The organism is Novilysobacter viscosus (genome assembly GCF_046600715.1).
Lineage (GTDB): Bacteria > Pseudomonadota > Gammaproteobacteria > Xanthomonadales > Xanthomonadaceae > Lysobacter_C > Lysobacter_C viscosus.
Window position 1 is genome coordinate 374,211 of record NZ_JBJMAV010000002.1, and the last position, 26,360, is coordinate 400,570.

The 26,360-nt window shown below is 71.5% G+C and carries 17 protein-coding genes and 1 pseudogene; 9 read left to right on the plus strand and 9 right to left on the minus strand.

The window, feature by feature from the left end; genetic code table 11:
• Positions 1–165: 165 nt before the first annotated feature.
• The 7 genes from ACJQWL_RS05410 (at position 166) to ACJQWL_RS05440 (ending at position 10,600) form a co-directional block, all read left to right on the plus strand.
• The gene (locus ACJQWL_RS05410; RefSeq protein ID WP_411300758.1) at positions 166–2,847 is read left to right on the plus strand and encodes a methyl-accepting chemotaxis protein; all 2,682 of its coding nucleotides are present in this window, start codon (positions 166–168) and stop codon (positions 2,845–2,847) included.
• 164 nt (positions 2,848–3,011) lie between these two features.
• Positions 3,012–5,156: a putative bifunctional diguanylate cyclase/phosphodiesterase gene (locus ACJQWL_RS05415; RefSeq protein ID WP_330969928.1), complete on the plus strand. Its 2,145-nt coding sequence runs from the start codon at positions 3,012–3,014 to the stop codon at positions 5,154–5,156.
• Positions 5,149–6,021, plus strand: a complete 873-nt coding sequence (locus ACJQWL_RS05420) for a CheR family methyltransferase (protein WP_330969927.1) — start codon at positions 5,149–5,151, stop codon at positions 6,019–6,021. Before ACJQWL_RS05415 ends, ACJQWL_RS05420 begins: the two co-directional genes overlap by 8 nt.
• Positions 6,022–6,053: 32 nt before the next feature.
• Positions 6,054–6,680 (plus strand): chemoreceptor glutamine deamidase CheD, encoded by a 627-nt coding sequence (cheD, locus tag ACJQWL_RS05425; protein ID WP_330969929.1) that lies wholly within the window; start codon positions 6,054–6,056, stop codon positions 6,678–6,680.
• On the plus strand, positions 6,680–7,783 hold the full coding sequence (locus tag ACJQWL_RS05430) for a protein-glutamate methylesterase/protein-glutamine glutaminase (protein WP_411300759.1): 1,104 nt from the start codon (positions 6,680–6,682) through the stop codon (positions 7,781–7,783). Before cheD ends, ACJQWL_RS05430 begins: the two co-directional genes overlap by 1 nt.
• 228 nt (positions 7,784–8,011) lie before the next feature.
• The gene (locus ACJQWL_RS05435) at positions 8,012–9,178 is read left to right on the plus strand and encodes a methyl-accepting chemotaxis protein (protein ID WP_330969924.1); all 1,167 of its coding nucleotides are present in this window, start codon (positions 8,012–8,014) and stop codon (positions 9,176–9,178) included.
• A 123-nt stretch (positions 9,179–9,301) separates the two neighbouring features.
• On the plus strand, positions 9,302–10,600 hold the full coding sequence (locus tag ACJQWL_RS05440) for a sensor histidine kinase (RefSeq protein ID WP_411300760.1): 1,299 nt from the start codon (positions 9,302–9,304) through the stop codon (positions 10,598–10,600).
• 44 nt (positions 10,601–10,644) lie between these two features.
• Here the strand turns inward: ACJQWL_RS05440 and ACJQWL_RS05445 are convergent, their stop codons facing one another.
• From ACJQWL_RS05445 to ACJQWL_RS05465, 5 genes and pseudogenes are all read right to left on the minus strand, one after another.
• Positions 10,645–11,487, minus strand: coding sequence for a class I SAM-dependent methyltransferase (locus ACJQWL_RS05445; RefSeq protein WP_330969771.1), 843 nt, complete (start codon positions 11,485–11,487; stop codon positions 10,645–10,647).
• Positions 11,469–12,368, minus strand: coding sequence for a TrmH family RNA methyltransferase (locus ACJQWL_RS05450; protein WP_411300770.1), 900 nt, complete (start codon positions 12,366–12,368; stop codon positions 11,469–11,471). Before ACJQWL_RS05450 ends, ACJQWL_RS05445 begins: the two co-directional genes overlap by 19 nt.
• Positions 12,358–13,845, minus strand: a complete 1,488-nt coding sequence (locus tag ACJQWL_RS05455) for an alanine/glycine:cation symporter family protein (RefSeq protein WP_330969773.1) — start codon at positions 13,843–13,845, stop codon at positions 12,358–12,360. The genes ACJQWL_RS05450 and ACJQWL_RS05455 overlap by 11 nt, the downstream gene beginning before the upstream one ends.
• A 218-nt stretch (positions 13,846–14,063) precedes the next feature.
• Positions 14,064–17,189, minus strand: coding sequence for an efflux RND transporter permease subunit (locus ACJQWL_RS05460; protein WP_330969774.1), 3,126 nt, complete (start codon positions 17,187–17,189; stop codon positions 14,064–14,066).
• 180 nt (positions 17,190–17,369) lie between these two features.
• Positions 17,370–18,440 (minus strand): annotated as a pseudogene (locus tag ACJQWL_RS05465) (efflux RND transporter periplasmic adaptor subunit); the annotation flags it as partial.
• 299 nt (positions 18,441–18,739) lie between these two features.
• Here ACJQWL_RS05465 and cysK point away from each other — a divergent pair.
• On the plus strand, positions 18,740–19,696 hold the full coding sequence (gene cysK, locus ACJQWL_RS05470) for a cysteine synthase A (RefSeq protein ID WP_330969776.1): 957 nt from the start codon (positions 18,740–18,742) through the stop codon (positions 19,694–19,696).
• A gap of 356 nt (positions 19,697–20,052) precedes the next feature.
• Here cysK and ACJQWL_RS05475 read toward each other — a convergent pair whose 3' ends face one another.
• A complete protein-coding gene (locus tag ACJQWL_RS05475; RefSeq protein ID WP_330969777.1) occupies positions 20,053–21,063 on the minus strand; it encodes a class I fructose-bisphosphate aldolase in 1,011 nt (336 codons plus the stop codon).
• Positions 21,064–21,323: 260 nt separating this feature from the next.
• Positions 21,324–22,790 carry a pyruvate kinase gene (gene pyk, locus ACJQWL_RS05480; RefSeq protein ID WP_330969778.1) on the minus strand — a complete coding sequence of 489 codons (1,467 nt, stop codon included), beginning with the start codon at positions 22,788–22,790 and terminating at the stop codon, positions 21,324–21,326.
• Between the two features lie 64 nt (positions 22,791–22,854).
• Between pyk and ACJQWL_RS05485 the strand changes: the two genes are divergently transcribed.
• Entirely contained in the window at positions 22,855–23,463 is a 609-nt protein-coding gene (locus ACJQWL_RS05485; protein WP_330969779.1) for a GNAT family N-acetyltransferase, read from the plus strand.
• 135 nt (positions 23,464–23,598) lie between these two features.
• Here ACJQWL_RS05485 and ACJQWL_RS05490 read toward each other — a convergent pair whose 3' ends face one another.
• Positions 23,599–24,771, minus strand: coding sequence for a phosphoglycerate kinase (locus ACJQWL_RS05490; protein ID WP_330970061.1), 1,173 nt, complete (start codon positions 24,769–24,771; stop codon positions 23,599–23,601).
• 151 nt (positions 24,772–24,922) lie between these two features.
• A complete protein-coding gene (locus tag ACJQWL_RS05495) occupies positions 24,923–26,350 on the minus strand; it encodes a DUF3999 domain-containing protein (protein ID WP_330969966.1) in 1,428 nt (475 codons plus the stop codon).
• Positions 26,351–26,360 lie beyond the last annotated feature (10 nt).

The following is a 26,360-nucleotide window of genomic DNA, read 5'->3' on the forward strand; positions in this document are numbered from 1 at the left end:
CGTTCTGTGCATCGCGTCACACCGTGGAGGTCGCCATGCAAGCGGCCCGTGCGTGGACGTGGGCGTGCGCCCCGGAGCGCAGGTCGCCGTCTAAAGTTTTCGGCGCCTCCGCCGATGCACGGTGTGTCGACCCGAGCGGGTCAACCACCCTGCCGAGGCCGCGACATGTCCAACCCCCTGCCCTCCAACCTTCTGGACCGCGTGCTGGCGCCGTCCATGCGACTGATGGCGCGCTTGCGCTTCGGCCAGAAGGCCATGGTGATCGGTGCGTCCTTCGCGCTGACCTGCGCGGTGTTGGCCGGCATCGTGCTGGTGCGTGCCAACCAGGAGATCGACGCCGCGCGCAGCCAGCTGGCCGCCAACGACGGCGTCGCGCTGCTGCACGAGGCGATGCTGGCGATGCAGGCGCACCGGCAGATGGTGACCCGCCAGGCCGCGGAGGACACGGTGCCACCCGCCGACCAGGCCGCCGCTGCCGCACAGGCCAGCCGGGCGCTGTCGGCGTTCGCCACGTGGCAGGCCGACACGCTGCCCCAGGCCCCGCTTGCCGAGCCGCTGCAGGCCGCGCAGGCCGGCTGGGCCGCGGCCACTGCCGCCAACGAAGACCTGGTGGCGCAGGTCGAGCTGCACAACCAGCCGCTGCTCCAGGTGCGCGGGCTGATGCGCGAGGTGTCCGAAGCCAGCGGCCTGACCCAGGCCAACGACCCGGCGGTGTTCTACACCGGGCGGGCGTCCACCGAGTGGTTGCCGTCGCTGGCCGAGTACACCACCCAGCAGGGCGTGGTGGCCACCCGCGTACTGGGCGAGGGCTCGATCTGGGTCGAGGACCGCACCGGCCTTGCGATCTCACGCAACATGCAGCAGTTCCTGCGCAGCCGCATCGAGCTGGAACTGGCCAACGCCGAAGCCGCGCGCCCATCGCTGGAGGCCACCCTGGCTGCGCCCGTGCGGCGGGCGCTGGAGGCGATGGACAAGCAGGACGCCGCCATCCAGGCGCAGATCCTTGACGCGGACATGATGGCGATGCCGGTCGCGGCGATGGCCGCGCGCGAGCACGCCACCCGGCTGTCGTTGGCGGCCGCGCTCAACGGCGCGCAGACCGCGCTGGACCAGGCCGCGCGCAGCGAATTGGGCATGCTGGAGGCCGCGCGCGCTTCGACCATGCTGGTGTGCCTGCTGGTGTTGCTGCTGTCGGGTTACCTGTTCCTGGGCTTCAGCCGCAGCACCCGCAGCTCGCTGCGCGAGATCCAGACCGCTGCCGAGTCGCTGGCGGTGGGCCAGTTCCCCGAACGGGTCAACGTGGACAGCCGCGACGAGCTGCGCGTGATCGCCGACAGCCTGGCGCAGGCCGCCGGCAGCCTGCGTGGCTTCTCCGGCGCACAGAAGGCCGTCTACGACGCCCACCTGGCCGGCGAGATCGACGAGCGCATGGACGCCGAGGCGTTCCCGGGGTCGTTCGGGGTGATGGCCGACGAGGTCAACACGCTGGTCGACTCGCACCTGAAGGTGAAGTTCGCGCTGATGGACCTGGTCCGCGAATACGCACGCGGCGACCTCAGCCGCGACATGGAGCGCCTGCCGGGCAAGAAGGCCCAGGTCACCGATGCCGCCGACGCGATCAAGTCGCAGATGCTGGCGGTCAACGGCGAGATCAAGAAGCTGGTGGATGCTGCCGTGGCCGGCGACTTCAGCCAGCGCGGCGACGCCGACCGCTTCGAGTTCGTCTACCGCGACATGGTGCAGGGCCTGAACGCACTGATGGACAGCGCCGACCGCGGCGTCAGCGAAATCGGCACGCTGCTGCGCGCAGTGGCCGACGGCGACCTGTCGCAGGAAGTCGATGCCGCGCTGCCCGGCCAGTTCGGCGAGCTGGCGGCCAATGCCAATGGCACCGTGCGCCAGCTGGCGACGGTGGTCGGACAGATCCGCGCCGGCAGCGATGCGATCAACGCCGCCGCCGGCGAGATTTCCTCGGGCAACAACGACCTGTCCCAGCGCACCGAGCAGCAGGCGGCTTCGCTGGAGGAAACCGCTTCGTCGATGGAGGAACTGACCTCCACCGTGCGCCAGAACGCCGACAACGCACGCCAGGCCAACCAGCTGGCGATCGGCGCGGGCGAGGTCGCCGAGCAGGGCGGCCAGGTGGTGGGCCGGGTGGTGGCGACGATGAGCGCCATCAACGAGTCCTCGCGCAAGATCAACGACATCATCGGGGTGATCGACGGCATCGCGTTCCAGACCAACATCCTGGCGCTGAACGCCGCGGTCGAGGCCGCGCGTGCCGGCGAGCAGGGCCGCGGCTTCGCGGTGGTCGCCGCCGAGGTGCGCTCGCTGGCGCAGCGTTCGGCGAACGCGGCCAAGGAAATCAAGCAGCTGATCACCGACTCGGTGGACAAGGTCGACGACGGCACGCGCCTGGTCGACCAGGCCGGCAAGACCATGGGCGAGATCGTGACCAGCGTGAAGCGCGTCAGCGACATCATCGCCGACATCAGCGCCGCCTCGCACGAGCAGACCAGCGGCATCGAACAGATCAACCAGGCCATCCTGCAGATGGACGAGGGCACCCAGCAGAACGCCGCGCTGGTGGAGGAAGCATCCGCCGCCGCGCGCAGCATGGAGCAGCAGTCCGTGCAGCTGGCGCAGATGGTCGCCTCGTTCCACCTGTCCGGCCACGAGGACGAAGCCGACCGGCCGACGCCGCGCGGTGCCGGCAACATCGAGGTCAGCCCCGTTCAGCACGGCTCGCGCGGTGCGCGCACGCCGGCCGCCCCGCGTCCACGCCCGCCCGCCCGCAAGCGCGGCGCGAATGGCGGCGGCAGCGAGCAGCACTGGCAGGAGTTCTGAGGTGTGCCGCACCTGGTGTGCGGAGGGTGGGGTCACGGCGCGGGGGTGCCGTGGCTCCGCCCGTTTTCTCCGGGCGGGCGGGCGATGAGTCCCGGCCTGCGTCGCCCCCGTCCTGACACTTCCAAGCGCGCGCCCCAGCGGGCCGCGTCGGGTGCCCCGCCGTGATGAGCTACGCACCAAGCGACGACATCGAACCCGACGAGCCCGGCCCCGCCGCGGGCGGCGTGGAGTTCGACGACCTGATCGCACTGGCGACCGACCTGCTCGGGGCGCGGGGTGCAGGCATCGCGGTCGGTCGGCCGGCGCAGGCCGCATGGATCGCCCATGCCGGCATGCCGGCGCCGGAGTTGCTGGTGCCGGTGTTCGCCGCGATCGACGCCGGCGCCGGTGCACTGCACGTGGACCGGCTGGCGCACGCGAACGCGGTCGCCTTCTCCATCGCGGGGATTGCGCTTGCCGACGGCGGCGGCCATCCGCTGGGCACGCTGTGCGTGGCGGGCGACGTGCTGCCCGCCGCCGACGTGCTGGAGCGCGGGTTGCTGCGACTGGGCCGGCTGGCTACGCGCCTGCTGGAACGCCACCAGTTGCAGCGGCGCAACCGCATCGCCGCGCAGATCATGAAGGCCGACTTCAGCGCGGTGCTGGTCACCGACGACGAAGGCCGGATCGCGTTCGCCAACCGCGCGGCGCAGCGCATGTTCGGGCGTGGCGCCCGGGCCATGCGCGGGACGCCGCTGGAGGTGCTGTTTCCCCCGCGCCTGCAGCTCGACGCCGCCTCCGCCGCCCGCTTCCTGGAGCCGCAGACCGATCCCGCGGCGGGAGCCGAGCCGGTGCACCTGCGCATCCCCGGCACCGAGGACGAACCGCGCACGCTGGAAGCAGCCCGCTGTTGTTGGCGGCTGGCACGCGGACAGGGCATCGCGCTGATCCTGCGCGACATCACCGACCGCCTGCAGCAGGAGGACCGGCTGCGGCGCATCGCGCTGTTCGACCCGCTGACCGGCCTGCCCAACCGCAACGGCCTGACCGAAACGCTGCAGCGCCTGCACGCCGGCGGCGAGTCGCGCATCGGCCTGGCGCTGGTGGACCTGGACCACTTCAAGACGATCAACGACACCCTCGGCCACGCGTTGGGCGACCGCGTGCTGCGCCGGGCCGCCGCGCGCCTGGGCAGCGTGCTGCCGCCCGGTGCGATCGCCGCGCGGCTGGGCGGCGACGAGTTCGCGCTGGCCTTCATCGGGATGGACGTCGAACAGGCCGGCGTCGCGCTGGCACGTGCGCTGGGCGCGCTGTCACGTCCGCTGTTGCTGGACGGCCACCACGTGCACCTGGAGGCCAGCGCCGGCCTGGCGATGGCCCGCAGCAACCGCGCCGAGGAGTGCCTGCACGACCTGCTGGCCCGCGCCGACCTGGCGCTGTACAAGGCCAAGGGCGGCGGCCACCGGCAGGTGGTGGTGTTCGAGCCGGCGATGCGCGACGAGGTGATCGCGCGGCGGCAGCTGGACCTGGAGCTGCGCCAGGCCAGCGCACGCGGCGAATTCGAACTGCACTACCAGCCGCAGATCGACCTGCTGACCGGCCACACGGTGGGCGCCGAGGCGCTGCTGCGCTGGCGCCACCCGCGCCGCGGCCTGCTCGGCCCGGTCGACTTCATCGATGCGCTGGCAGCAAGCCCGGTGGCCACCGAGGTCGGTGGCTGGATCCTGCGGCAGGCCTGCGCGGACGCTGCGCGCTGGCCGCAGGTCGACGGCCGCGATGTCGACATCAGCATCAACCTGTTCCCCGCGCAGGTGAACGACGGCCGCCTGCAGGCGGAGGTGGACCGTGCGCTGGCCGACAGCGGGCTGGCACCCGGCCGGCTGGAACTGGAGATCACCGAATCAATCGCGTTGCGACCCGACGACAATGCCGCGCAGGCGCTGGCGGCGCTGCGCGCGCGCGGCATCGGCCTGGCGTTCGACGACTTCGGCACCGGCTTCGCCTCGCTGTCGCTGCTGCAGCGCTTCCCGATCGACCGGGTCAAGATCGACCGCTCGTTCGTGCGCGACATGATGGCCAACCGCGATGACGCGGCGATCGTGCGCTCGATCGTGCTGATCTCCCGCAACCTGGACCTGCGGGTGGTGGCCGAAGGCGTGGAGCACGACGACCAGGCCCAGTTGCTGCGCGGGCTGGGCTGCCACGGCGCGCAGGGGTTCCTGTACGCCCCGGCGCTGGAGCCGGCGGCGTTCGACCGCTGGCTGGCCGGCCAGTTCCACCACCCCGCGCGGGCCCCGACCACGCCGGCGTCGGTGCCGGGCCATGGCTGACGGACCCGCCCAGCGCGCCCGCCCCAGGCGCGAGGTGCGCGACTTCGAGTTCACCGAGCGCGACTTCCGGCGCATTGCGCGCCTGATCCACGAGCGCGCGGGCATCCACCTCAACGACCACAAGCGCGACATGGTCTACGGCCGGCTGGCGCGCCGCCTGCGCGCACACGGCCACACCCGGTTCTGCGACTACCTGGACGCGCTGGAAGCCGGCGACGGACCGGAGTGGCAGGACTTCATCAACGCCCTGACCACCAACCTGACCTCGTTCTTCCGCGAGGGGTACCACTTCGACGTGCTGGTCGAGCACCTGCGTGCGGCCGGGCCGGGCCCGCACACGATCTGGTGCTGCGCGGCGTCCACCGGCGAGGAGCCCTACTCCATCGCGATCGCCGCCTGCGAGGCCTTCGGCACCGATACCCCGCCGGTGCGCATCCTGGCCACCGACATCGACACCGCGGTGCTGGAAACCGCGCAGCAAGGCGTCTACCCGCTGGAGCGCATCGGCCTGCTGTCGCCCGAGCGCAAGCGTGCGTTCTTCCTGCGCGGCAGCGGCCCCAATGCCGAGTTGTGCCGGGTGCGGCCGGCGCTGCAGCAACTGGTCACGTTCCGGCCGCTGAACCTGCTGGGGGCGCACTACGGGCTGCGCGTCGGATTCACCGCGGTGTTCTGCCGCAACGTGATGATCTACTTCGACAAGCCGACCCAGTACCGCGTGCTGCAGCGGATCGTGCCGCTGCTGGCGCCCGGCGGGGTGCTGTTCGCCGGGCACTCGGAAAGCTTCACCCATGCGCACGACCTGATCGAGCCCTGTGGCCGCACCACCTACCGCGCAACCGGCAAGAACCCCGGGGCAACCCCGTGAGCGCGGCCCCCGCCCGCACCGCGCGTCCATCCGTGCCGGCGAGACCCGGCGAACCGGCCACGTACTACGACAGCGCCATCGGCAGCGAGGCGATCAAGCTGCTGCCGGCCGACTACGTGGTGACCGACCGCCCCGTCGCGCTGGTTACCCTGCTGGGCTCGTGCGTGGCCGCCTGCCTGTACGACCCGACCATGGGCGTGGGCGGGATGAACCACTTCATGCTGCCCGATGGCGGCGACGTTGGCACCGGAACCGGTGGCCCTCCGGCGCAGGCCGCCGGGGACACCGTCAGTGCGCGCTATGGCATGCACGCGATGGAGTTGCTGATCAACGACCTGCTCAAGCGCGGGGCGCGGCGCCAGCGGCTGCTGGCCAAGGTGTTCGGCGGCGGCAACGTGCTCAGCGGGTTCCACACCGATCCCATCGGCACGCGCAACGCGCGCTTCGTGTTGGAGTACCTGCGCGCCGAGCGCATCCCGGTGCTGGCCGAGGACCTGGGCGACATCCACCCGCGCAAGGTGTGCTTCTTCGCCCAGTCCGGCCGCGCACTGGTCCGGCGCCTGCCGGCCACCCGCGAGGCCGAGGTCGCCAAGCTGGAGCGCGCCTACTACGGTGAGCTCTCGCGGGCACCCGTTTCCGGCAGCGTGGAACTGTTCTGATGGCCGCGGTGACGCCGGTGGCGGTCCACCCCGCCCGGGTCGCCGCGCCGGTGCGGGTGCTGGTGGTGGACGACTCGGCGGTGATCCGCAAGCTGGTGGTCGAACTGCTGTCACGGGACCCGGCCATCACGGTGGTCGGTACCGCGTCGGATGCGTTCATCGCACGCGAGAAGATCAAGAAGCTCAACCCAGACGTGCTGACCCTGGACGTCGAGATGCCGCGCATGGACGGGCTGACCTTCCTGCAGAACCTGATGCGGCTGCGGCCGATGCCGGTGGTGATGCTGTCGTCGCTGACCCAGCGCGGCGCGCAGGTCACCCTGGACGCGCTGGCCCTGGGCGCGGTGGATTTCGCCGCCAAGCCGCGGCTGGACGACCCGCACGGGTTGGACGGGTACGCACGCGTGCTGGCCGAAACCGTCAAGCGCGCCGCGCAGGCCCGGGTCACGGCGATGAGCCCGCTGCCGGGCGACCCGCGCGACCGGGGCCCGGCCAGGCCCGCGCCGCTCGCATCGGGCGAGCGGCTGCTTGCGATCGGTGCTTCTGCAGGCGGCACCGAGGCGATACGGCACGTGCTGGCATCGATGCCCGCCGACGCGCCGGCCACGGTGATCTGCCAGCACATCCCCGCCGCGTTCAGCAGCGCCTTCGCCGATCGCCTGGACCGGCACAGCCCGATGACCGTGCTGGAGGCGACCACCGACCGGCCGCTGCTGCCCGGGCACGCCTACCTGGCCCCGGGCGGCCGGCACCTGCGCGTGTACCGCAGCGGCACGCGCTGGCACTGCCGCCTGGGCGACGATGACCCGGTACGGGGCCACCGGCCGAGCGTGGACGTCATGTTCGGGTCGCTGGCCCGGTACGCCGGCGCGCAGGTCTGCGCCGCACTGCTCACCGGCATGGGCGATGACGGTGCCCGCGGGATGCTGGCGCTGCGCGACGCCGGCGCCATGACCGTCGCCCAGGACCAGCAGACCAGCGTGATCTGGGGCATGCCCGGCGCGGCGGTCGCGCTGGGGGCCGCGCAGGTGGTGGCGCCACTTTCGGACATCGCCGGCCACCTGCTCGCGGATATCCACGCTACTTCCACGGGCGGCCGCTGACCGCGACCGGCGACCACTCGCCCGGGCGGCGCATCGCACGGCTCACGCGACGTATCCACGGTCACCCTGGCGCCGGCTTCGCCCGGCACGCGAACAGGTGTCATGCACGCATCCGGCACGTGCCATGCACCCAAACCGCGACCGCCATCGCACCGGTTCACGAAGACGCGTCTAAAGCACCGCGCGCCGGTGCCGTTATCTCCACTGAAGTCCCCGACGAGAACTGCGATGGACCCCCGCGTACTGATCCGATTGGCAGCGCCCATTGCGCTCACCCTGATCCTCACCGTCGCCGAGCTGCTCGGATGGCCGCTTGCAGTGCGCCTGGGGTCGCTGGCGGCGATGACCTTCGCCTGGCTGGGCTTCGCCTGGAGCGCCTACCACCCGTCGGCGGCCAGTGCGCTGTCGCGGGAACAGACGCGCCTGCTGGACGAGTTGCGGACCTTCGTGGGTTCGGAGGTCGCCGGCTCACGCCAGGAAATCGAACGCACCCGCGAGCTGATCCGCGAGTCGGTGGCCAAGCTCGGGTCCAGCTTCGATGCGGTCAACCGCAAGTCGCGCCAGCAGGGCGAGGTGGTGGCCCGGATCATCGACCGCACCGGCGAGGACGGCGGCGGGGTGGACGTGCAGCAGTTCGCGCTGCAGGCCAGCCAGAAGATGGAGCAGCTGGTGGAAGCGCTGGAGGCCGTCGCCGGCCAGAGCGGCACCACGGTCACCCACATCGACGCGATGGCCGACCACCTGGACGGGATCTTCGCGCTGCTGGAAGACGTCAAGTCGATCGCCGACCAGACCAACCTGCTGGCGCTCAACGCCGCCATCGAGGCCGCGCGGGCCGGCGAGGCGGGGCGCGGGTTCGCGGTGGTCGCCGACGAGGTGCGCAACCTGTCGGAGCGCTCGACCGCCTTCAACGAGCAGATCCGCAAGCTGGCGCACAGCTCCAAGGAATCCATCGCCAAGGTGCGCGACACCGTCACCACCATGGCCTCGCGCGACCTGGACCGCTCGCGCGGTGCACGCCTCGAGGCGGCCGCGATGCTGGAGCGCGTGGACGGCATCAACCGCGGGCTGGGCAACGGCATGCGCGAGATCGCCGAGTGCGGCCGCTCGATCGACGGCTCGGTGGCCGAGGCCGTGCGTTCGCTGCAGTTCGAGGACATCGCCACCCAGGCGCTCGGCGCGGCCAACCTCCACCTGGAGCGCCTGGGCGCGATCAACCACGAAGCCACCGCCCTGCACGAGCTGCTGCACCGCAGCCACCACGATTCCGAGGTCAAGCAGGCGCTGGCCAAGCTGGTCCAGCGGATCGGCCAGATGCGCGGGGAGTGGGAACGCCCGCCGCACAAACCGGTGATGCAGCAGACGATGGACGCCGGCAGCGTGGAACTGTTCTGACCCCGGCCGGGTAAGCGACAAGGCTGACCGGTTCAGCATGCAACGACGCCGGTCCCGCGACCGGCGTCGCTTTTTGCCCGCGCGCACCGTGGACGCTTCACCGGGTCCGGGGCAGACTGGGGCATGATCCAGCGCGTGGACGCACACGACCGTCGCCCGCCCCCTGCCCGCTTGCACTGGACCACCGGTGCGGCGGCGATTGCCCTGGTGGCGGCATGTTTCGCATGGCAGGGCCTGGTCGCGCCGCGCCTGCAGGCCGCGCTGCCCGGCGCCGGGTTCATCGCCGTGCAGGTGCTGGCGCTGCTTGCCGCCGCGATCGCAGCCTGGTCGCTGGTGACGCACGCGGGCGCGGCCACGGGTGCACGTGCCACGACCGACGGAGCCGACCACGGCCCGGACCCCACCGACCCCTTCGAAACCCAGTGGCTGTCACTGGCCGGGCGGCTGCCGCTTGGCGTGCTGGTGGTGGACGCGGGACGCGTGCGCCACGCCAACCCCATGGCCTGCAGCCAGCTCGGGCTGGACGGCGCCGCCGTAGCGGACGCCGGGCTGGACGCGGCCACCCTGTTCGAGGACCCGGCCACCGCCCGCGCGGCGCTGGCGGGCGAGGCGGATTTCGATGCCTGCGTGCCGTTGCGGCGCGTGGACGGCACCGGCCTGCGCGCCCAGGTCAGCGCCTGCACGCTGGCGATGGGGCCGCGCCGGCGGCGGGTCGTGCTGCTGGCCGACCTCACCGAGGGCGACCGCCTGGCCGCCGACCTGCAGGCGATGGCGCGCCGGTTGATGACGGTGCAGGAAGACGAACGCCGTTCGCTGTCGCGCGAACTGCACGACGACATCGGGCAGTCGATCACCGCGATCAAGATGTGCGCGATGGCGCTGGCCGACGAGGACGAGGCCCGCCGGCTCGAGACCATCGGCGAGATCACCGGCATCGCCGACGACACCGTGGCCAAGCTGCGCAACCTGTCGCTGCTGCTGCGCCCGCCGCAGCTCGATGCGCTGGGGCTGGAGGCGGCGCTGCGCTGGCAGGCCGGCGCGATGTTCCGCAACGGCCGGCCGACGGTGGAGCTGGATTTGGACCGGCTGGACTCGAGGCCGGCGCACGACGTCGAACAGGCCTGTTTCCGAATCGCCCAGGAGGCGATGACCAACGCGATCCGCCATGCCGATGCCGACCGCGTCGTGCTGCGCCTGCGCAGCAGCAGCGACGGCCTGCAGCTGGATGTCCACGACGACGGCCGCGGCTTCGATCCGCAGGCCGCGCGTGGCCTGGGCCTGGTGACCATGCGCGAGCGCGCGCAGCAGCTGGGCGGCGACGTGTGGGTGGAACCGGCGCCTGAAGGCGGCACCCGGGTGCGTGCGCGCCTTCCCCTGCGTACCGCCGAAGACGTGGGCGCGGCGGTCGGCGACCGCTACTGACACCGGTTCCGCGACCCCCTGCGCACCCGCGCAGGCAGCCGCCGCTAGCGTCGCGCCAGCACCACCCATTGGCCCCGTGGCAGCGCCGCACCCACGTCGGCCACGCGCACCATGCAGGCGTCGGCGAAGCCGGCCTCGCGCAACGCGCCCAGCAACGACCAGCCGAAATGGTGGAAGCACGGCACCCCGCCGCCCAATGGATCACCGTGGTACTCGGCTGGACCGTCATGCAGGAGCCCGCCGTCCGGGCCGAGCCGGGCGATCTGGCGGTGCGCGTCGTCACACTCGTAGAACGGGACGGTCAGTACCAGCACGCCGCCGGGTCGCAGCACGCGCACAAAGCCGCGCAACCCGGCGGCGTAGTCGGGCACGTGCTCCAGCACGTCCAGGCTGACCACGGCGTCCAGCGACGCCGGCCGCATCCGCAACGCGGTGATGTCCTGGTGCCGGACCCAAGCGGGGACGCGCTGGCGCCACAACCACGCCGACAACCTCAACCGGCGCAGCGGTCCACGTGCGAACTCGCTGCCGACCAGCCGACCGACGCGACGGCGCAGCGCGATGAACAAAGGGCTGGCCTGTTCGGTGAGGTAGACGCGGGCGGCAGCCGGCCCTGCGAGTGTCGACAGCAACAGTCGCGCCGCGGCGCGCTGGCGTGCATTGCAGCGGCAGCGCGGGCACGGCAGCCCTTCGCGCAGCGCCGCGGCGTCGACGAGGGCGAAGCGACCACGGTGTCCACATGCATCGCAGCGGCCCTCGACCCCGCCGTCTGCGAGGGCGGCATCAATGGCGGGCTGTTCGGCGTGGAGCACGCCGTCCCGATCGCGCTGCCAATCGGCGAGTGAGCGCCAGCCTGCGACCGGACAACTCAGCGTCGGCTGCGCCATGCCGCCAGCAGCACCGCGGTGGCGGCCGCGACATTGAGGCTCTCGACCAGGCCGCTGCCCGGGATCGATACCCGCAGGTCGCAGTCGGCGGCCAGCGCGCGGTCCATGCCGCCGGCTTCCGCGCCCAGCACGTACACCAGCCGCTGCGGCAGCGTGGCGGCGAATACGTCCCCGCCCCCGTCCACCAGGGTCGCGGCCAGCGCGAACCCGGCATCGTGCAACGCGGCAATCGAGTCGGCAGCCTCGCCCATCCGCACCAGCGGAACCGCTTCGGCCCCGCCCTCGGCCACCCGCGCGGCCGCGCCGGACACATCCAGGCGCGCGTGCCCGGGCAACAGGATGGCGGCGACGCCGAAGTGCGCGGCCGAACGCAGGATCGCGCCGAAGTTGTGCGGGTTGCCGACGCCGTCCAGCCAGATGGCCAGCTGCGGGCCGTCCGGCAGTGCATCCAGCCACTCCCGCAACCCCTGCATCGGCGCGCGCAGTACGTCGGCGACGACGCCTTCGTGGTGCTGGCTGGCCGCCAGCTTCTGCAGGTCGGCCTCCTCGACGATGCGGTAGCCGACGCGATGCGAGGCGCACCAGGCCAGCAGCGGCTTGAGGTCCGCCACGCGTGCCTGCGTCAGGTACAGCTTGCGGATGGCGTCGGGCCGTCGTGCGTACACGGCGCGCACCGCGTTGAGGCCATGGATGCGGACCTCGCGCGCGGTCTCGGCGCGCGTGGGCGCCGGCTCCGACGTCGGCTCACGCACCCCTCGTCCATCCGTGGCGGGGCGAGTGCCTCCCGGCCGGCGCGGCGCGTTCGCGTCCGGGCGCCCGGCGGCGCGCCCGGAGCGATCCCAGGGATTTCGGGGCGTGGTCACGGTGTCGTCAGGTGCGATCGACCGGCGCCTGCGTGGGCACGGCGGCCGGTACGTCGCCGCCGTCCAGGCGCCGTTCCCAGAACGTGGCGTTGCGGATGCCCAGCGCCGCGGGGTCGAACACCGGGTCGATGCCGGCCTTCTTCTGCCGCTCGTAGTCGCGCAGCGCCAGGAACGCCGGCTTCTGCAGGATCAGGATGGCGATCAGGTTGAGCCATGCCATCAGCCCCACCCCGATGTCGCCCAGGCCCCACGCCAGCGAGGCCGAGCGCACCGCGCCGTAGGCCACCGCCGCCATGATCGCCACGCGCAGCGCCAGCGTCAGCCACGGCCGGTGCACCTTGCGGTTGATGTAGGCGATGTTGGTTTCGGCCATGTAGTAGTAGGCGACGATGGTGGTGAAGGCGAAGAACAGCAGCGCGACGGCCACGAACGGCGCGCCGAAGCCCGGCAGCACCGACTCCACCGATGCCTGCGCGAAGCCCGGGCCGGCCTCCACGCCGGGCAATGCATTGACGATCATCGCGCCGTCCGGGCCCTGCACGTTGTACATGCCGGTGGAGAGGATCAGGAACGCGGTCGCCGAACACACCAGCAGCGTGTCGACATACACCGAGAAGGCCTGCACGTAGCCCTGCTTGGCCGGGTGCGAGACCTCCGCGGCGGCGGCGGCGTGCGGACCGGTACCCTGCCCGGCCTCGTTGGAGTAGATGCCGCGCTTGACCCCCCACTCGATCGCCAGGCCCAGCACGGCGCCGAAGCCGGCATTCCAGCCGAACGCGCTGTCGATGATCAGCATGAACATCGCCGGCACCCGCTCGACGTTGAGGGCCAGGATGCCGACCGCGATGATCATGTAGGCCAGCGCCATGAACGGCACCGCGATCTGGGCGAAATGGGCGATGCGCTTGACCCCGCCGAAGATGATCACGCCCAGCGCGAGCACCACGCCGGCAGCGGTGAGCGCCGGCGGGATACCCCAGGCGTTGGTCATGCCCTGGGCGATGGAGTTGGCCTGCACGCCCGGCAGCAGCAGGCCGGTGGCGATGACGGTGACCACCGCGAAGACCCACGCGTACCAGCGCAGGCCCATCGCCTTCTCGATGTAGTACGCCGGGCCGCCGCGGTACTGGCCCTTGTCGTCCTTTTCCTTGTAGATCTGCGCCAGCGTCGATTCCACGTACGCGGTCGACGCGCCCAGGAACGCGACCACCCACATCCAGAACACCGCGCCCGGCCCGCCAAAGGCGATCGCCGTGGCCACGCCAGCGATGTTGCCGGTGCCTACGCGCCCGGACAGCGACATCGCCAGCGCCTGGAACGAGGACACGCCCGCGCTGGAGGACTGGCCGTGGAAAATCAGCCGGAGCATTTCGCCGAAGCCGCGGACCTGCAGGAAGCGGCTGCGGATCGAGAAGTAGAGGCCGGCACCCAGGCACAGGTAGATCAGTGCCGGGCTCCAGATGATGGCGTTGAGCGTGTTGACCAGGGCTTCCACGTGTCGATGTCCCCCGTTGCAGGTCTTGCAGGTGCGGATCGGACCGTACGCACCACCGGGTGCGCGCGGCAAGCGGGCACGATACACAAATCGGCGCCGGGGACGACGCTGGCCCCGCATCGGGCCCCGCCAACCGACGTCGAAGCGGCCGGCAGGCACACGGCAGCGCGGCACAGCGCGCTTGGCTTGCTCGGGCTGTAGATTCCGGCCCGCGCCGGTTACGCCAGCCCGCCCGCGTCCGGCGTCTCCGCCTCCAGCCGCTCCAGCTTCTGCGCGACCGCGTTGGGCGACTTCGTGTACGGCGCCAGCAGGGTGTAGAACACCGGCACCACGAACAGCGACAGCAGGGTGGAGAACGCAACACCGGCGATCACCACCACGCCGATGGTGGCGCGGCTGGCCGAACCGGGACCGCCCGCCAGCACCAGCGGCAGCGCGCCGGCAATCGTGGCGATCGACGTCATCAGGATCGGGCGCAGGCGCACGCCGGCCGATTCCACGATGGCCTCGTGGATCTTCCGTCCTTCGTCGCGCAGCTGGTTGGCGAACTCGACGATCAGGATGCCGTTCTTGGCCGCCAGGCCCACCAGCATCACGATGCCGATCTGGCTGAACAGGTTGAGCGTGCCGCCGGTGACCGCCAGCCCGATCATCGCCCCGAGCACGCCCAGCGGCACGGTCAGCATGATCACCAGCGGGTGGATGAAACTTTCGAACTGCGCGGCCAGCACCAGGTACACCACCAGCAACGCCAGGGTGAAGGTCAGCAGCACCGCGCCACCGGCCTTCTGGTACTCGCGCGACTCGCCCTTCCAGTCGATCTGCGCGTACTCGGGCAGGTCCTGCTCGACCGCGCGGTTGAGGAACGCCAGCGCCTCGCCCATGGTGTAGCCCGGCGACAGCCCGGCACTGATGGTGATGGCGCGCAGGCGGTTGAAGCGGTTGAGGCTGCCGGCTTCGGCCAGCTCGGTCAGCGTCACCAGGTTGGACAGCGGCACCAGCGCGCCCTCGCGCGAACGCACCTCGATCGCCGACAGCGCCGCGGGGGTTGCGCGGCCATCGCGCCCGGCCTGCACGATCACGTTGTACTCCTCGCCGTCCTGCACGAAGGTGGTGACCTGCCGGCTGCCCATCATGGTTTCCAGCGCGCGGCCGATCTCGGTGACGCTCACGCCCAGGTCGGCGGCGCGCTGGCGGTCGATCTGCACGCGCATCTGCGGACGGGTTTCCTTGTAGTCCGAGTCCACCGAGAAGAAGCCGGGGTTGCCCTCCATGCGGGCCATCAGGGTGTCGCGCCAGCTGGCGATCTCGTCGTACTCCGGGCCGCCCAGCACGATCTGGATCGGCTGGCCGCGGCTGCCGACCAGGCCGCCACCGACGCGCGGCTGCGCCTGCACGCCGGTCAGCTGGCCGAGGTCGGCACGCAGCGAGTCGGCGACCTCGGCGGTGGTCTGCTCGCGGTCGGTCCAGTCCTGCAGGAACACGATCACGTTGCCGGTGTGCATCTCCTCGCTGGCGCCCCAGCCGCCCGGCGCGCGGGTGTTGTAGCGGCGGATCGCCCTGCCGTCGCCGGCGTGCGTGGCCATGACCTGCTCGACCTGCTGCACCTGCTCCACGGTGTAGTCGAAGCCCGCGCCCTCCGGGCCGAGGATCGAGATGAAGAACGCGCCGCGGTCCTCGGCCGGTGCCAGCTCCGACGGCACCAGCTTGATCAGGCCCCAGGTCGCGAGCAGCGCGCCCAGCATGAGCGCGGCGAACAGCCAGTGGCGCTCCACGTTGCGATCCAGCAGCGCGCGGTAACGGCGGGTCACCCCGTCCAGCCGCGCGTTGACCCAGCGGTTGACCCGGGTCGACTTCTCCTCGCTGTGCGGCCGCACCAGCTTGGAGGCCATCATCGGGGTCAGCGTGAGCGCAACGAACGCCGACAGCGCGACCGCGCCGGCCAGCGCCACCGACAGTTCGCGGAACAGCCGGCCGGTGTTGCCCTCCATGAAGCCCACCGGCAGGAACACCGCCACCAGCACGGTGGTGGTGGCGATCACCGCGAAGGCGACCTGTCGGGTGCCGCGGCGGGCCGCGACCAGCCGCGGCTCGCCCAGGTCGGCGCGGCGCTGGATGTTTTCCAGCACCACGATCGCGTCGTCCACCACCAGGCCGATCGACAGCACCAGCGCCAACAGGGTCAACAGGTTGATCGAGTAGTCGAACAGGTACAGCGGGATAAAGGCGGCGATCAGGCAGACCGGCACCGTCAGCGCCGGGATCAGCGCGGCGCGGATGCTGCCCAGGAACAGCCAGATCACGATCAGCACCAGCGCGATGGCCTCGGCCAGCGTCCAGTACACGCGTTCGATCGATGCCTCGATGAACAGCGTGTCGTCGAATGCCACGAAGATGTCGGTGCCCTCCGGCAGCGTCTTCTGGATCTCGACCGCCTGCGCGCGCGCCGCGCGGGTCACGTCCAGCGCGTTGGCGGTGGAGGTCTTGATGATGCCCAGGCCGATGTTCGGCTCGCCGTTGCTCTTGTAGTACGCGCGGCGCTCGGCCGAGCCCAGCTCGACCTGGGCGACGTCGCCGATGCGCACCACGTAGCCGTCCGCGCCGGCGCGGATCGGGATCTGCGCGAAGTCCTGCGGTTCGACGTAGTCGCGCGCCACGCGCAGGGTGAAGTCGCGGTCGGCCGACTCGATCCGGCCGGCGGGCAACTCGACGTTCTCGGCGCGCAACGCCGCCTCGATATCGCCGGCGGTGATCCCGCGCGCGGCCATCGCCGCGCTGTCGAGCCACACCCGCATCGCGTAGCGCTGGCGGCCACCGATGCGCACCTGGGCCACGCCGTCGAGGCTGGACAGGCGGTCCACGACGTAGCGCTCGGCGTAGTCCGACAGCTGCAGGCTGTCCATCCGGGTGGAGCTCATGTTGAGCCAGATCACCGTGTCCGAATCGCTGTCGGCCTTCTCCACCTCGGGTGGGTCGGCTTCCTGCGGCAGGCGGTCGGCGATGCCGCTGATCGCATCGCGCACGTCGTTGGCCGCCGCCTCGATGTCGCGCCCCAGGGTGAACTCCAGCGTCACCGAGGAGCGGCCGTTGGTGCTGCGCGACTGGATGGTCTCGATGCCCTCGATCCCCGACAGCGCATCCTCCAGCACCTGGGTGATGCGCGTCTCCACCACCGCCGCGGAGGCGCCACCGTAGTTGACGTCGACCGAGACGATCGGCGGATCGATCGCCGGCAGCTCGCGCAGCGTCAGCCGGCTGAAGGCCATGACGCCCAACACGATCAGCAGCAGGCTCATCACCGTGGCGAACACGGGACGGCGGATGGAGAGATCGGACAGGACCATGGTTCAGTCCCGGTCGGCGTCGGCCGGGGCGGGGCGGGCAGCGGGGGTGGCTTGCCCGACGCCTTCGCGATCCGCTTCGGGCTGCGCCTCGCCGGGCGTCGCGGCCGGGGTGGGTTCGACCGCAGGGGCAGTGGCGGAGATCGCGGCCGGCGGGGGTGCGTCGCCGCCCTGTCCAGGCGCCGGCCCGGGTGACGCGGGCCCGCCCGCCGGGGCGCGGCCTTCCTCGATCCGCGCGCCCGGACGAAGCTTGCCGGTGCCGTCCACCACGATGCGGTCGCCGATGGCCAGCCCTTCGGTGACTTCGGCCAGTCCGGCACGGCGCGCCCCGACCTGCACGGTGGCCTGCTCGACCGTGCCGCCCGCGCCCACGCGCCAGACATAGGAGCGGCCACCCACCTGCACCACTGCGATCTCCGGGATCACGAGGGCCTGGCGCTCGGGCCGGCTGAGCACGATCTGCACCAGCATTCCCGGGCGCAGCACTGCGTCGGGGTTAGCGAAGTCACCGCGCACGGTGACCGCGCGGGTGGCAGGATCCACCCGCGAATCGATCGTGCTGACCACCCCGTCGAAGCTGCGGCCGGGATAGGCCGCGGTGGTGCCGCTCAGCGACTGGCCCTCGCCGAGCACGGCCAGCGCGGTCTCCGAAACCGGGAAGTCGACGTAGACGCGCTCGATGTCGTCGAGCGTGGCGATCGCGGTACCCGGCGTCACCAGCGCGCCCGGGCTGACCTGGCGCAGGCCCAGCACGCCGGAGAACGGCGCACGCACGACACGGTCGGCCAGCTGCGCGCGGATCTGCGCAACGCGGGCGTTGGCGGAATCACGCGCGGCGCGCTGCGCGTCCAGCGATGCGCGAGCGATCAACTGCTGGGAGGCCAGCTCGTCCTGCCGCCGGAACAGCCGGGTGGCTTCGTTGGCCGCCGTCTGCGCCTCGCGCAGCTGCGCCTGCTGCGACTGTCCACTCAGCGTCACCAGCGGGGCGCCCGCGCGGACCTTGTCGCCGCTGTCGAAATGCACGCCGGTAACCGTCTCGCTGACCTTGGCGGTCACCGTGACCGACTCGCGCGCCTTCACCGTGCCCAGGGCCTCTACCGTGTCGCTCCACGGGCGCATGCCCACCTGCTGGGTGGTCACCGGTACGGTGCGCTCGGGGCCACCGGAACGCCCCCCTTCTTCCTCGCCACAGGCCGCCAGGCCCAACAGGAGTACCAGGGCGCCGAGGGCACCGCGTCGCAAGGGGGATCGCATGCTGTCCAGGAATCCGAAGTCCGGGGGGTGGTGGCACCAGGCCGGGTGAAACCAGGCGATCCAGTGTAGCCACCGGGGGTATAACGCCCGCGTCGGCCGGAGGTTGACGAACGGGATGCATCGTCTCGCCCGTGTCGATGCCGGCGCCGGGAGCGCTGGCCTGCGGCCGCCCCGGGTGGCACGCTGCAGCCACGCGCTGGCCCCACGCGCGCGCGACTGCCGTTGGCAGGTACGTGATAACGCCAGCGGCGGATACACCGGCCCACGCCTCAGCACCCCCTGCCCCCCGGAGAGCCCCCATGATCCACGACAGCATCCTCGACACGATCGGACGCACCCCCGTGGTCCGGCTGCACCGCATCGGCCCCGCGCACGTCGCGCTGTACGCCAAGGTCGAATCGTTCAACCCGGGTGGCTCGGTCAAGGACCGCCTGGCGCTGGCGATCATCCTCGACGCCGAGGCGCGCGGCCTGATCAAGCCCGGCGACACGGTGGTGGAAGCCACGTCCGGCAACACCGGGGTTGCATTGGCGATGGTATGCGCGGCGCGCGGCTACAAATTCGTGGCCACCATGAGCGAGACCTTCTCGATCGAACGCCGGAAGCTGATGCGCGCCTACGGGGCCAAGGTGATCCTGACCCCGGCCGCCGAGCGCGGCAGCGGGATGGTTCGCCGGGCCGAGGAACTGGCGAAGCAGCACGGTTGGTTCCTGGCCCGGCAGTTCCAGAACCCGGCCAACCCGTCCTACCACCGCAACACCACCGCCGCGGAGATCCTGCAGGACTTCGCCGGCCGCCGCCTGGACCACTTCGTCACCGGCTGGGGCACCGGCGGCACCCTCACCGGCGTGGGCGAGATGCTCAAGCTGGCGAGACCCGAGGTACGCATCACTGCCAGCGAGCCGGCAGGCGCGGCAATGCTGTCGGGCAAGGAATGGCAGCCGCACAAGATCCAGGGCTGGACGCCGGACTTCGTGCCCGAGGTGCTCAACCGCGACGTGGCCGACGCGATCGTCCCGGTCGACGACACCACCGCGCGCGACACCGCCCGCCGGCTGGCACGGGAAGAAGGCGTGTTCGTCGGCGTCTCCGCCGGCGCCACCGTCGCCGCCGCCCTGGAGGTGGCACGCGACGCCCAGGAGGGGGCGGTCGTGCTGGCGATGCTCCCCGACACCGGCGAGCGCTACCTCAGCACGTTCCTGATGGAAGACGTCATCGACGGCAGCGACGACGACTGGCTGGCGGGCTTGCCGTAAACCCGCCCGGAAGGAGCGGCTTCAGCCGCGATCAGATCCCTGGCGCCGGGATACAGACGTAGGAGCGACGCAAGTCGCGACCCACGCAGCTGACCGAAGGTGCGCCGTCGCGACTTACGTCGCTCCTACAACAGCCTGGCTTCGAGCTTGCGATCTGCACCACCCGATGCATGTAGGAGCGACGTGAGTCGCGAGGCGCGCCGGTGTCCGAAGGTGCGCGGTCGCGACTTACGTCGCTCCTACAACAGCCTGGCTTCGAGCCTGCGATCGCGGCTGAAGCCGCTCCTACACCCCGCCCAAAGAAAAACGCCGGCACGGGGCCGGCGTTTTCGTTTGCTGCAAGGACCCGCCTGGACTCAGCCGGCCTTGTTCCACTGTCCCATGGCCGCCAGGCCGTTGTCGCGCGCGCGGGCGTAGACCGTCTTCTGCGCGTCGGCGACGTTGTTGGCGATGTCCTGGGACCACAGCTTGAGCGCGGCCGACTGCATGGCGCGGCCGTAGCTGAAGCTCAGCGGCCACGGCTTCGGGCCCATGCGGTTCATCGCGTCCAGGTGGGCGGTGGCGTCCTCGTCGGACTGGCCGCCCGACAGGAACACGATGCCCGGGAGCGTTGCCGGAACGGTCGACTTGAGGCACTGCAGGGTGGCCAGGGCCACGTCCTCGATCGAGGCGGTGTCGCCGCTGGTGGTTCCCGGCACCACCATCGAGGCCTTCAGGATGGTGCCTTCCAGCACCACGTTGTGCTCGTACAGCGAGCCGAACAGCGAGCGCAGCACGACCTCGGTCACCTCGTAGCAGGTGTCGATGTCGTGGCTGCCGTCCATGATCACTTCCGGCTCGACCATCGGCACCAGGCCCTGCTCCTGGCACAGCGCGGCGTAGCGCGCCAGCGCGTGGTTGTTGGCCTCGATGCAGGTGCCCGACGGCGCGTCGTCGTCGATGTTGATCACTGCGCGCCACTTGGCGAAGCGCGCGCCCAGCTTGTAGTACTCCTCCAGCCGCGCGCGCAGCCCGTCCAGCCCCTCGGTCACCAGCTCGCCGGGGAAGCCCGCCAGCGGGTGGGCACCCTTGTCGACCTTGATGCCGGGAATGATCCCGTTGTCGGCCATGACCCTGGTGAAGGGCACGCCGTCACGGGTGGACTGGCGCAGGGTCTCGTCGAACAGGATCGCACCGGAAATGTGGTCGGAGAGCTTCGGCGTGGTCAGCAACAGCTCGCGGTAGGCGCGGCGGTTCTCTTCCGTGCACTCGATGCCCACGCCGTCGAAACGCTTCTTGATGGTGGCGTTGGACTCGTCGATGGCGATGATGCCCTTGCCTTCGGCGACCATCGCCTGGGCGGTTTCGGCAAGCAGTTCGATGCTCATGGGGGGGTGTCCTGGGGCTGGCGGGTTGAAGCCGGCGAGTATAGCCGTCGCGCCCCGGCCCGGACCACGGCTGCCCAGTGGAAACAAGTGGTTACGGGGGACACGCCTTGGAGGAGCAGCTCCAGCCGCGATCGAGACACCCGGAAGCGGGGCCCTCTGTAGGAGCGACGTAAGTCGCGAACGCACCTCCATGGAGGGCACGGGTCGCGACTCACGTCGCTCCTACAAGAGCCATCGCGGCTGAAACCGCTCCTTCAGGACTACAGCTCCCCGAGCCCCTCGGCCACGCCGTCCGGGCCCACCTGCAGCAGCCGCAGGGTATTGGTGGCGCCGCGGTGCTCCATGTGGTCGCCGCTGGTGAAGATCAGCCGCTCGCCTTCGGCCAGCAGGCCACCGTCGAACAGCTGCTTGATCGCGACCCGGGCCGCATCGCGCGAAGCCAGCCCGCGGCTGTCGAACTCCAGCGGCCGGACGTCGCGCATCATCGCCATCTTGCGGCGCGACGGGGCGTGCCGGGACAGCGCGAAGATCGGCGCCGGGGACCGGAAGCGCGACAGGAATCGCGCGGTGCCGCCCGATTCGGTCATGGCGACGATGGCGCGCACGCCGATGTGTTCGGACAGGAACATCGCCGCCATGGCGATCGCCTGGTCGGCCTTCTCCAGGTTCCGCGGCGCCTTCTCGAAATCGGTGTCATGGCTGAACTGGCGCTCGGCGCCCATGCAGATGCGCGACATCGCCTCCACCGCCTTGACCGGGTAGCGCCCGGCCGCGGTCTCAGCCGACAGCATCACCGCGTCGGTGCCGTCGATGACCGCGTTGGCCACGTCCAGCACCTCGGCCCGGGTCGGGATCGGGCTTTCAACCATCGACTGCAGCATCTGGGTAGCGGTGATCACCACCCGGTTGCGGGCCAGCGATTCGCGGATGATCTTCTTCTGCAGGCCCGGCAGCTCGGCGTCGCCGATCTCCACGCCCAGGTCGCCGCGGGCCACCATCACCACGTCGCTGGCATCGATGATCTCGGCCAGGTTCTCGATCGCCTCGGCGCGCTCGATCTTGGAGACCAGCGCCGCCTCGCTGCCGGCAGCGCGGGCAACCGCACGGGCGCGGTCCATGTCGGCGGCGGTGCGGCAGAACGACACCGCGATGAAGTCCGCTTCAAGCTGCGCGGCGACCTTGATCAGCGCCTCGTCGTGCTCGGTCAGCGCCCCCAGTGACAGCCCGCCGCCCTGTTTGTTGAGCCCCTTGCGGTTGGACAGCACGCCATCGTTGAGCACCGTGCACGCGATGCGCGCGCCGTCCACCGACTCCACCTGCAACTGCAGCAGGCCGTCGTCGAGCAGCAGCAGGTCGCCCGGTGCCACGTCACCTGGCAGGCCCAGGTAGCTGACGCCGACCTGGGTGGCGTCACCGGGCGGGGCGTCCTCGCTCGCGACCAGGTCGAACCGGTCACCGGACTTCAGCTCGACCTTGCCGTCGGCGAAGGTCTCGATGCGGATCTTGGGCCCCGGCAGGTCGGCCAGGATGCCGACTTCGCGGCCGACCCGGCGCGCCGCCTCGCGGACCGCATCGGCCCGCGCGACCTGGGACGCCGGGTCGCCGTGGGAGAAATTCAGTCGCACCACGTCCACGCCGGCGGCCAGCAGCGCATCGAGCACGCCGGGCGGGTCGGTGGCGGGGCCGAGGGTGGCGAGGATCTTGGTGCGGCGGGCGATGGTGGACATGGCAGACTCGTCGGGGCTGCCGGAACGCTAGCACAGCGTTTGCACCCCCCAGGACTGAATACGTATGCCGTGTATCGAAGCCCCCGCCCACGATGACTCCGATGCCCTGCCCCGGCTGGCCGGCGGCGGCGTGTTGCTTCGCGGCTTCCGCGGCGACGATGCCGACGCGCTGTTTGCGCTGCACTCCGATCCACGTGCGATGCGCTACTGGAGCTTCGCGCCCTGGACCGACCGGTCGCAGGTGCACGACTACCTCGCCCGCGCGATCGCCGCGCGCGACCCCGATCGCATGCTGTGCTGGGTGGTCACGCAAGCCGGCGACGACGCCCTGGTCGGCACCACGACCCTGTTCGCGATCGACCGCGTCCAGGGCCGCGCGGAGGTGGGCTACGCGTTGCGGCCCTCTCACTGGGGTCGCGGCCTGGCAACCGGGACGTTGGGCCTGGTGCTGGGGCATGCCTTCGACACGCTGGGACTGCGCCGCGTGGAGGCCGACATCGACCCGCGCAATGCGGCTTCGTGCCGGCTGGTCGAGCGCCAGGGCTTCGTACGCGAAGGCCTGCTGCGCGAGCGCTGGCACGTGGGCGGGGAGACGTGCGACAGCGCGGTGTACGGGCTGCTGGCCCGGGAGTGGGTCGGTCCGCCAAGCGCCGCCCCTGTAGGAGCGGCCTAGCCGCGATCACGATCTGATCGCCTCCTCCCACTGTAGGAGCGACGTGAGTCGCGATCCGCAGGCGGCCGGAGGTGCGCGGTCGCGACTCACGTCGCTCCTACACCGTCATGTGGGTCAAGCGGGTCCGCTGGCCGATCAGCCGCGTGCGCGCAGCGCCGTGACCGCCGGCAACTCCTTGCCTTCCAGGAACTCGAGGAAAGCGCCGCCGCCGGTGGAGATGTAGGACACGTCCTTGGCGATGCCGTACTTGTCGACCGCCGCCAGGGTGTCGCCGCCGCCGGCGATCGAGAACGCCTCCGACGCCGCGATCGCCCGCGCCAGCACCTCGGTGCCGTTGCCGAACGCGTCGAACTCGAACACGCCGACCGGCCCGTTCCACACCACGGTGCCGGCCCGGGCGATCAGCGCCGCGTACCGGGCGGCGGTATCCGGGCCGATGTCCAGGATCATGTCGTCGGCGGCCACCGCGTCCATCGCCTTGACCGTGGCCGGGGCGTCGGCGGCGAAGCGCGGTGCCACCACCACGTCGGTCGGCACCGGGATGTCGGCGCCGCGCGCCGTCGCGTCGGCCATGATCTGCTTCGCGGTGTCGACCAGGTCCATCTCCACCAGCGACCTGCCGACGTCGAAGCCCATCGCGGCGATGAAGGTGTTGGCGATGCCGCCGCCGACGATCAGCTGGTCGACCTTGCCCACCAGCGAAGACAGCAGCTCGAGCTTGGTGCTGACCTTGGAGCCGGCGACGATCGCCAGCAGCGGTCGCGCCGGGTGGTCCAGGGCCTTGCCCAGCGCGTCCAGCTCGGCCATCAGCAGCGGCCCGCCGCATGCGACCTTTGCATGGCGGATCACGCCATGGGTGGACGCCTGGGCCCGGTGCGCGGTGCCGAAGGCGTCCATGACGAACACGTCGCACAACGCCGCGTAGGCCTTGGCCAGGGATTCGTCGTCCTTCTTCTCGCCGACGTTCATTCGGCAGTTTTCCAGCAGCACCAGCTCGCCCGGGCGGACAGGCACGCCCCCGACCCAGTCCCTGACCAGCGGCACGTCCATCCCGAGCAGCTGCGCCAGGCGCACGGCCACCGGCTGCAGCGAGTCGGCCTCGCTCCACGCGCCCTCGCTGGGGCGGCCGCGGTGCGACATCACCATCACCGCCGCGCCCTTCTCCAGCGCGAGCTTCAGGGTGGGAAGTGCCGCGGTGATGCGCTGTTCGGAGGTGATCCGCCCATCCTCGATCGGCACGTTGAGGTCCTCGCGGATGAGGACGCGCCTGCCGGCGAGGTCGAGGTCGGTCATGCGGGCGATGGGCACGGGGAGGCTCCTGTCCAGGGGCGGCGGGTGGCGCCAGGGCCGGCCATTGTCGTAGCCGGGGGGCGCGAATGAAACCGCGTGCAGCCGCGACGAGCCGTGGTGACACGGCCGGGGCGCCGCAACCCGCGTTGCGCCAGGGCCCGCCGGCCGCTCAGTCCTCGCCGACCCGCTGCGCCCGCAGCAGGCTCAGCGCGAATCCCCCCACGGCCATGGCGCCCAACGCCAGCACCGCCCACAGCAGCCACTGCGTCCAGTTGCGCGGCGCCTCCAGCGCCGACGGCCCCGCCAGCACCTTCGGCGTCCCGAGATAGGCCGGCGCAGGCTGCCAGCCGGCGCCATGATGGCTGCGCAGCGTGGACACCAGCTGCGGCAAGGGCGAGTCCGCGCGCCGGGCCCGGGCGCTGCCGGCCACCAGCCGATACGGCGGGCCGCCCTGGGCCAGGAACACGACCACCTCGGGCCGGTAGCCCAGCTGCAGCGTCGGGGCCATCCCGCCCGTGGGGCCGCTGGGGGTCAAGCGCCAGTAGCGGTCGCGCACCGGCTGGTCCAGCCCGCGCGGCGCCGACTGCGAACCTGGTCCCGGGCCGTCGACCCGGTAGGCCATCCAAGGCCCGGCCCGCAGCTGCCACGGCGCGTCGGCCCCGGCGCGGCTTTCCAGGCGCCATTGCAGCGCGTGGTTGCCCGGCATCGCCACGTCGACCTGCTCCACCGGAAAGCGGCCGCCCGTCTCGTAGACGAAGCCCGCCGCGGCGCCCGCCTTCGCGCGCTCCGGGGCCGCGGCGCCCGCCGGCTGCAACGCAAGCCATTGCGGAACCGGAGCCGCCGCGCCCGCCGGTTCGGCGGCCACTGCGGTGATTTCCAGCGCCGGCGCGACGTCCCGTGGCGTCAGCCGCAGGTAGCGGGCGTGCTGCTGGCGCGGCTGCAGGCCATCGAGCTGGATGCGCCGCTGCAGCAGCCGCCGCCCGTCGCGTCCCAGGTCCACCATGCGGCCACTCGATGGCACGCTGCGCCATTGCTCCAGGTCGTCGCTGGCCTCCACGTGGTAGCCCAGGTCCAGTGCCTCCACCGGCTTCCACTGCAGCTGCAGCGCAACCACCGGCTCGCGGATGCGGCTCAGGTCCAGCAGCAGCGCCGTTGCTTGCGCCGGTCCGGCGGCGCCGGCTGCCGGAGCGCCGCCCTCCACTTCGACCTGACGCAGGCGACCGTCGCTGTCGACGCGCGTCACCAGCCGCCAGTCCGATCCGCCCGCCTGCGATGGCGCGCCCGGAGGCGTCGGCAGCGGAAACCAGGGCACCGGCACCGTCGGCGGACGCCGAGCCAGCGGTTGCTCCGGGTCCAGCACCGAGGTGGGGACCGGCGTGCCGTCGGCGTTGAGGACGTCCAGGTCACGCAGGTCCGGGGTGGCCACCTGGCGATACACCGACTCGTCCAGCGTGACCCGGTAGGCGCCCGCGTCGTCGCTGGCGAGCGTCAGCGGCCATTGCATTGCATAGGGCGCCGGCGCGGCGCCCGCCGGTGTCGCCAACAGCACCAGCAACAGGACCGGCAGCACCGCCGGCAGAATGGTGGCGCGTTTCATCGGACAGGCT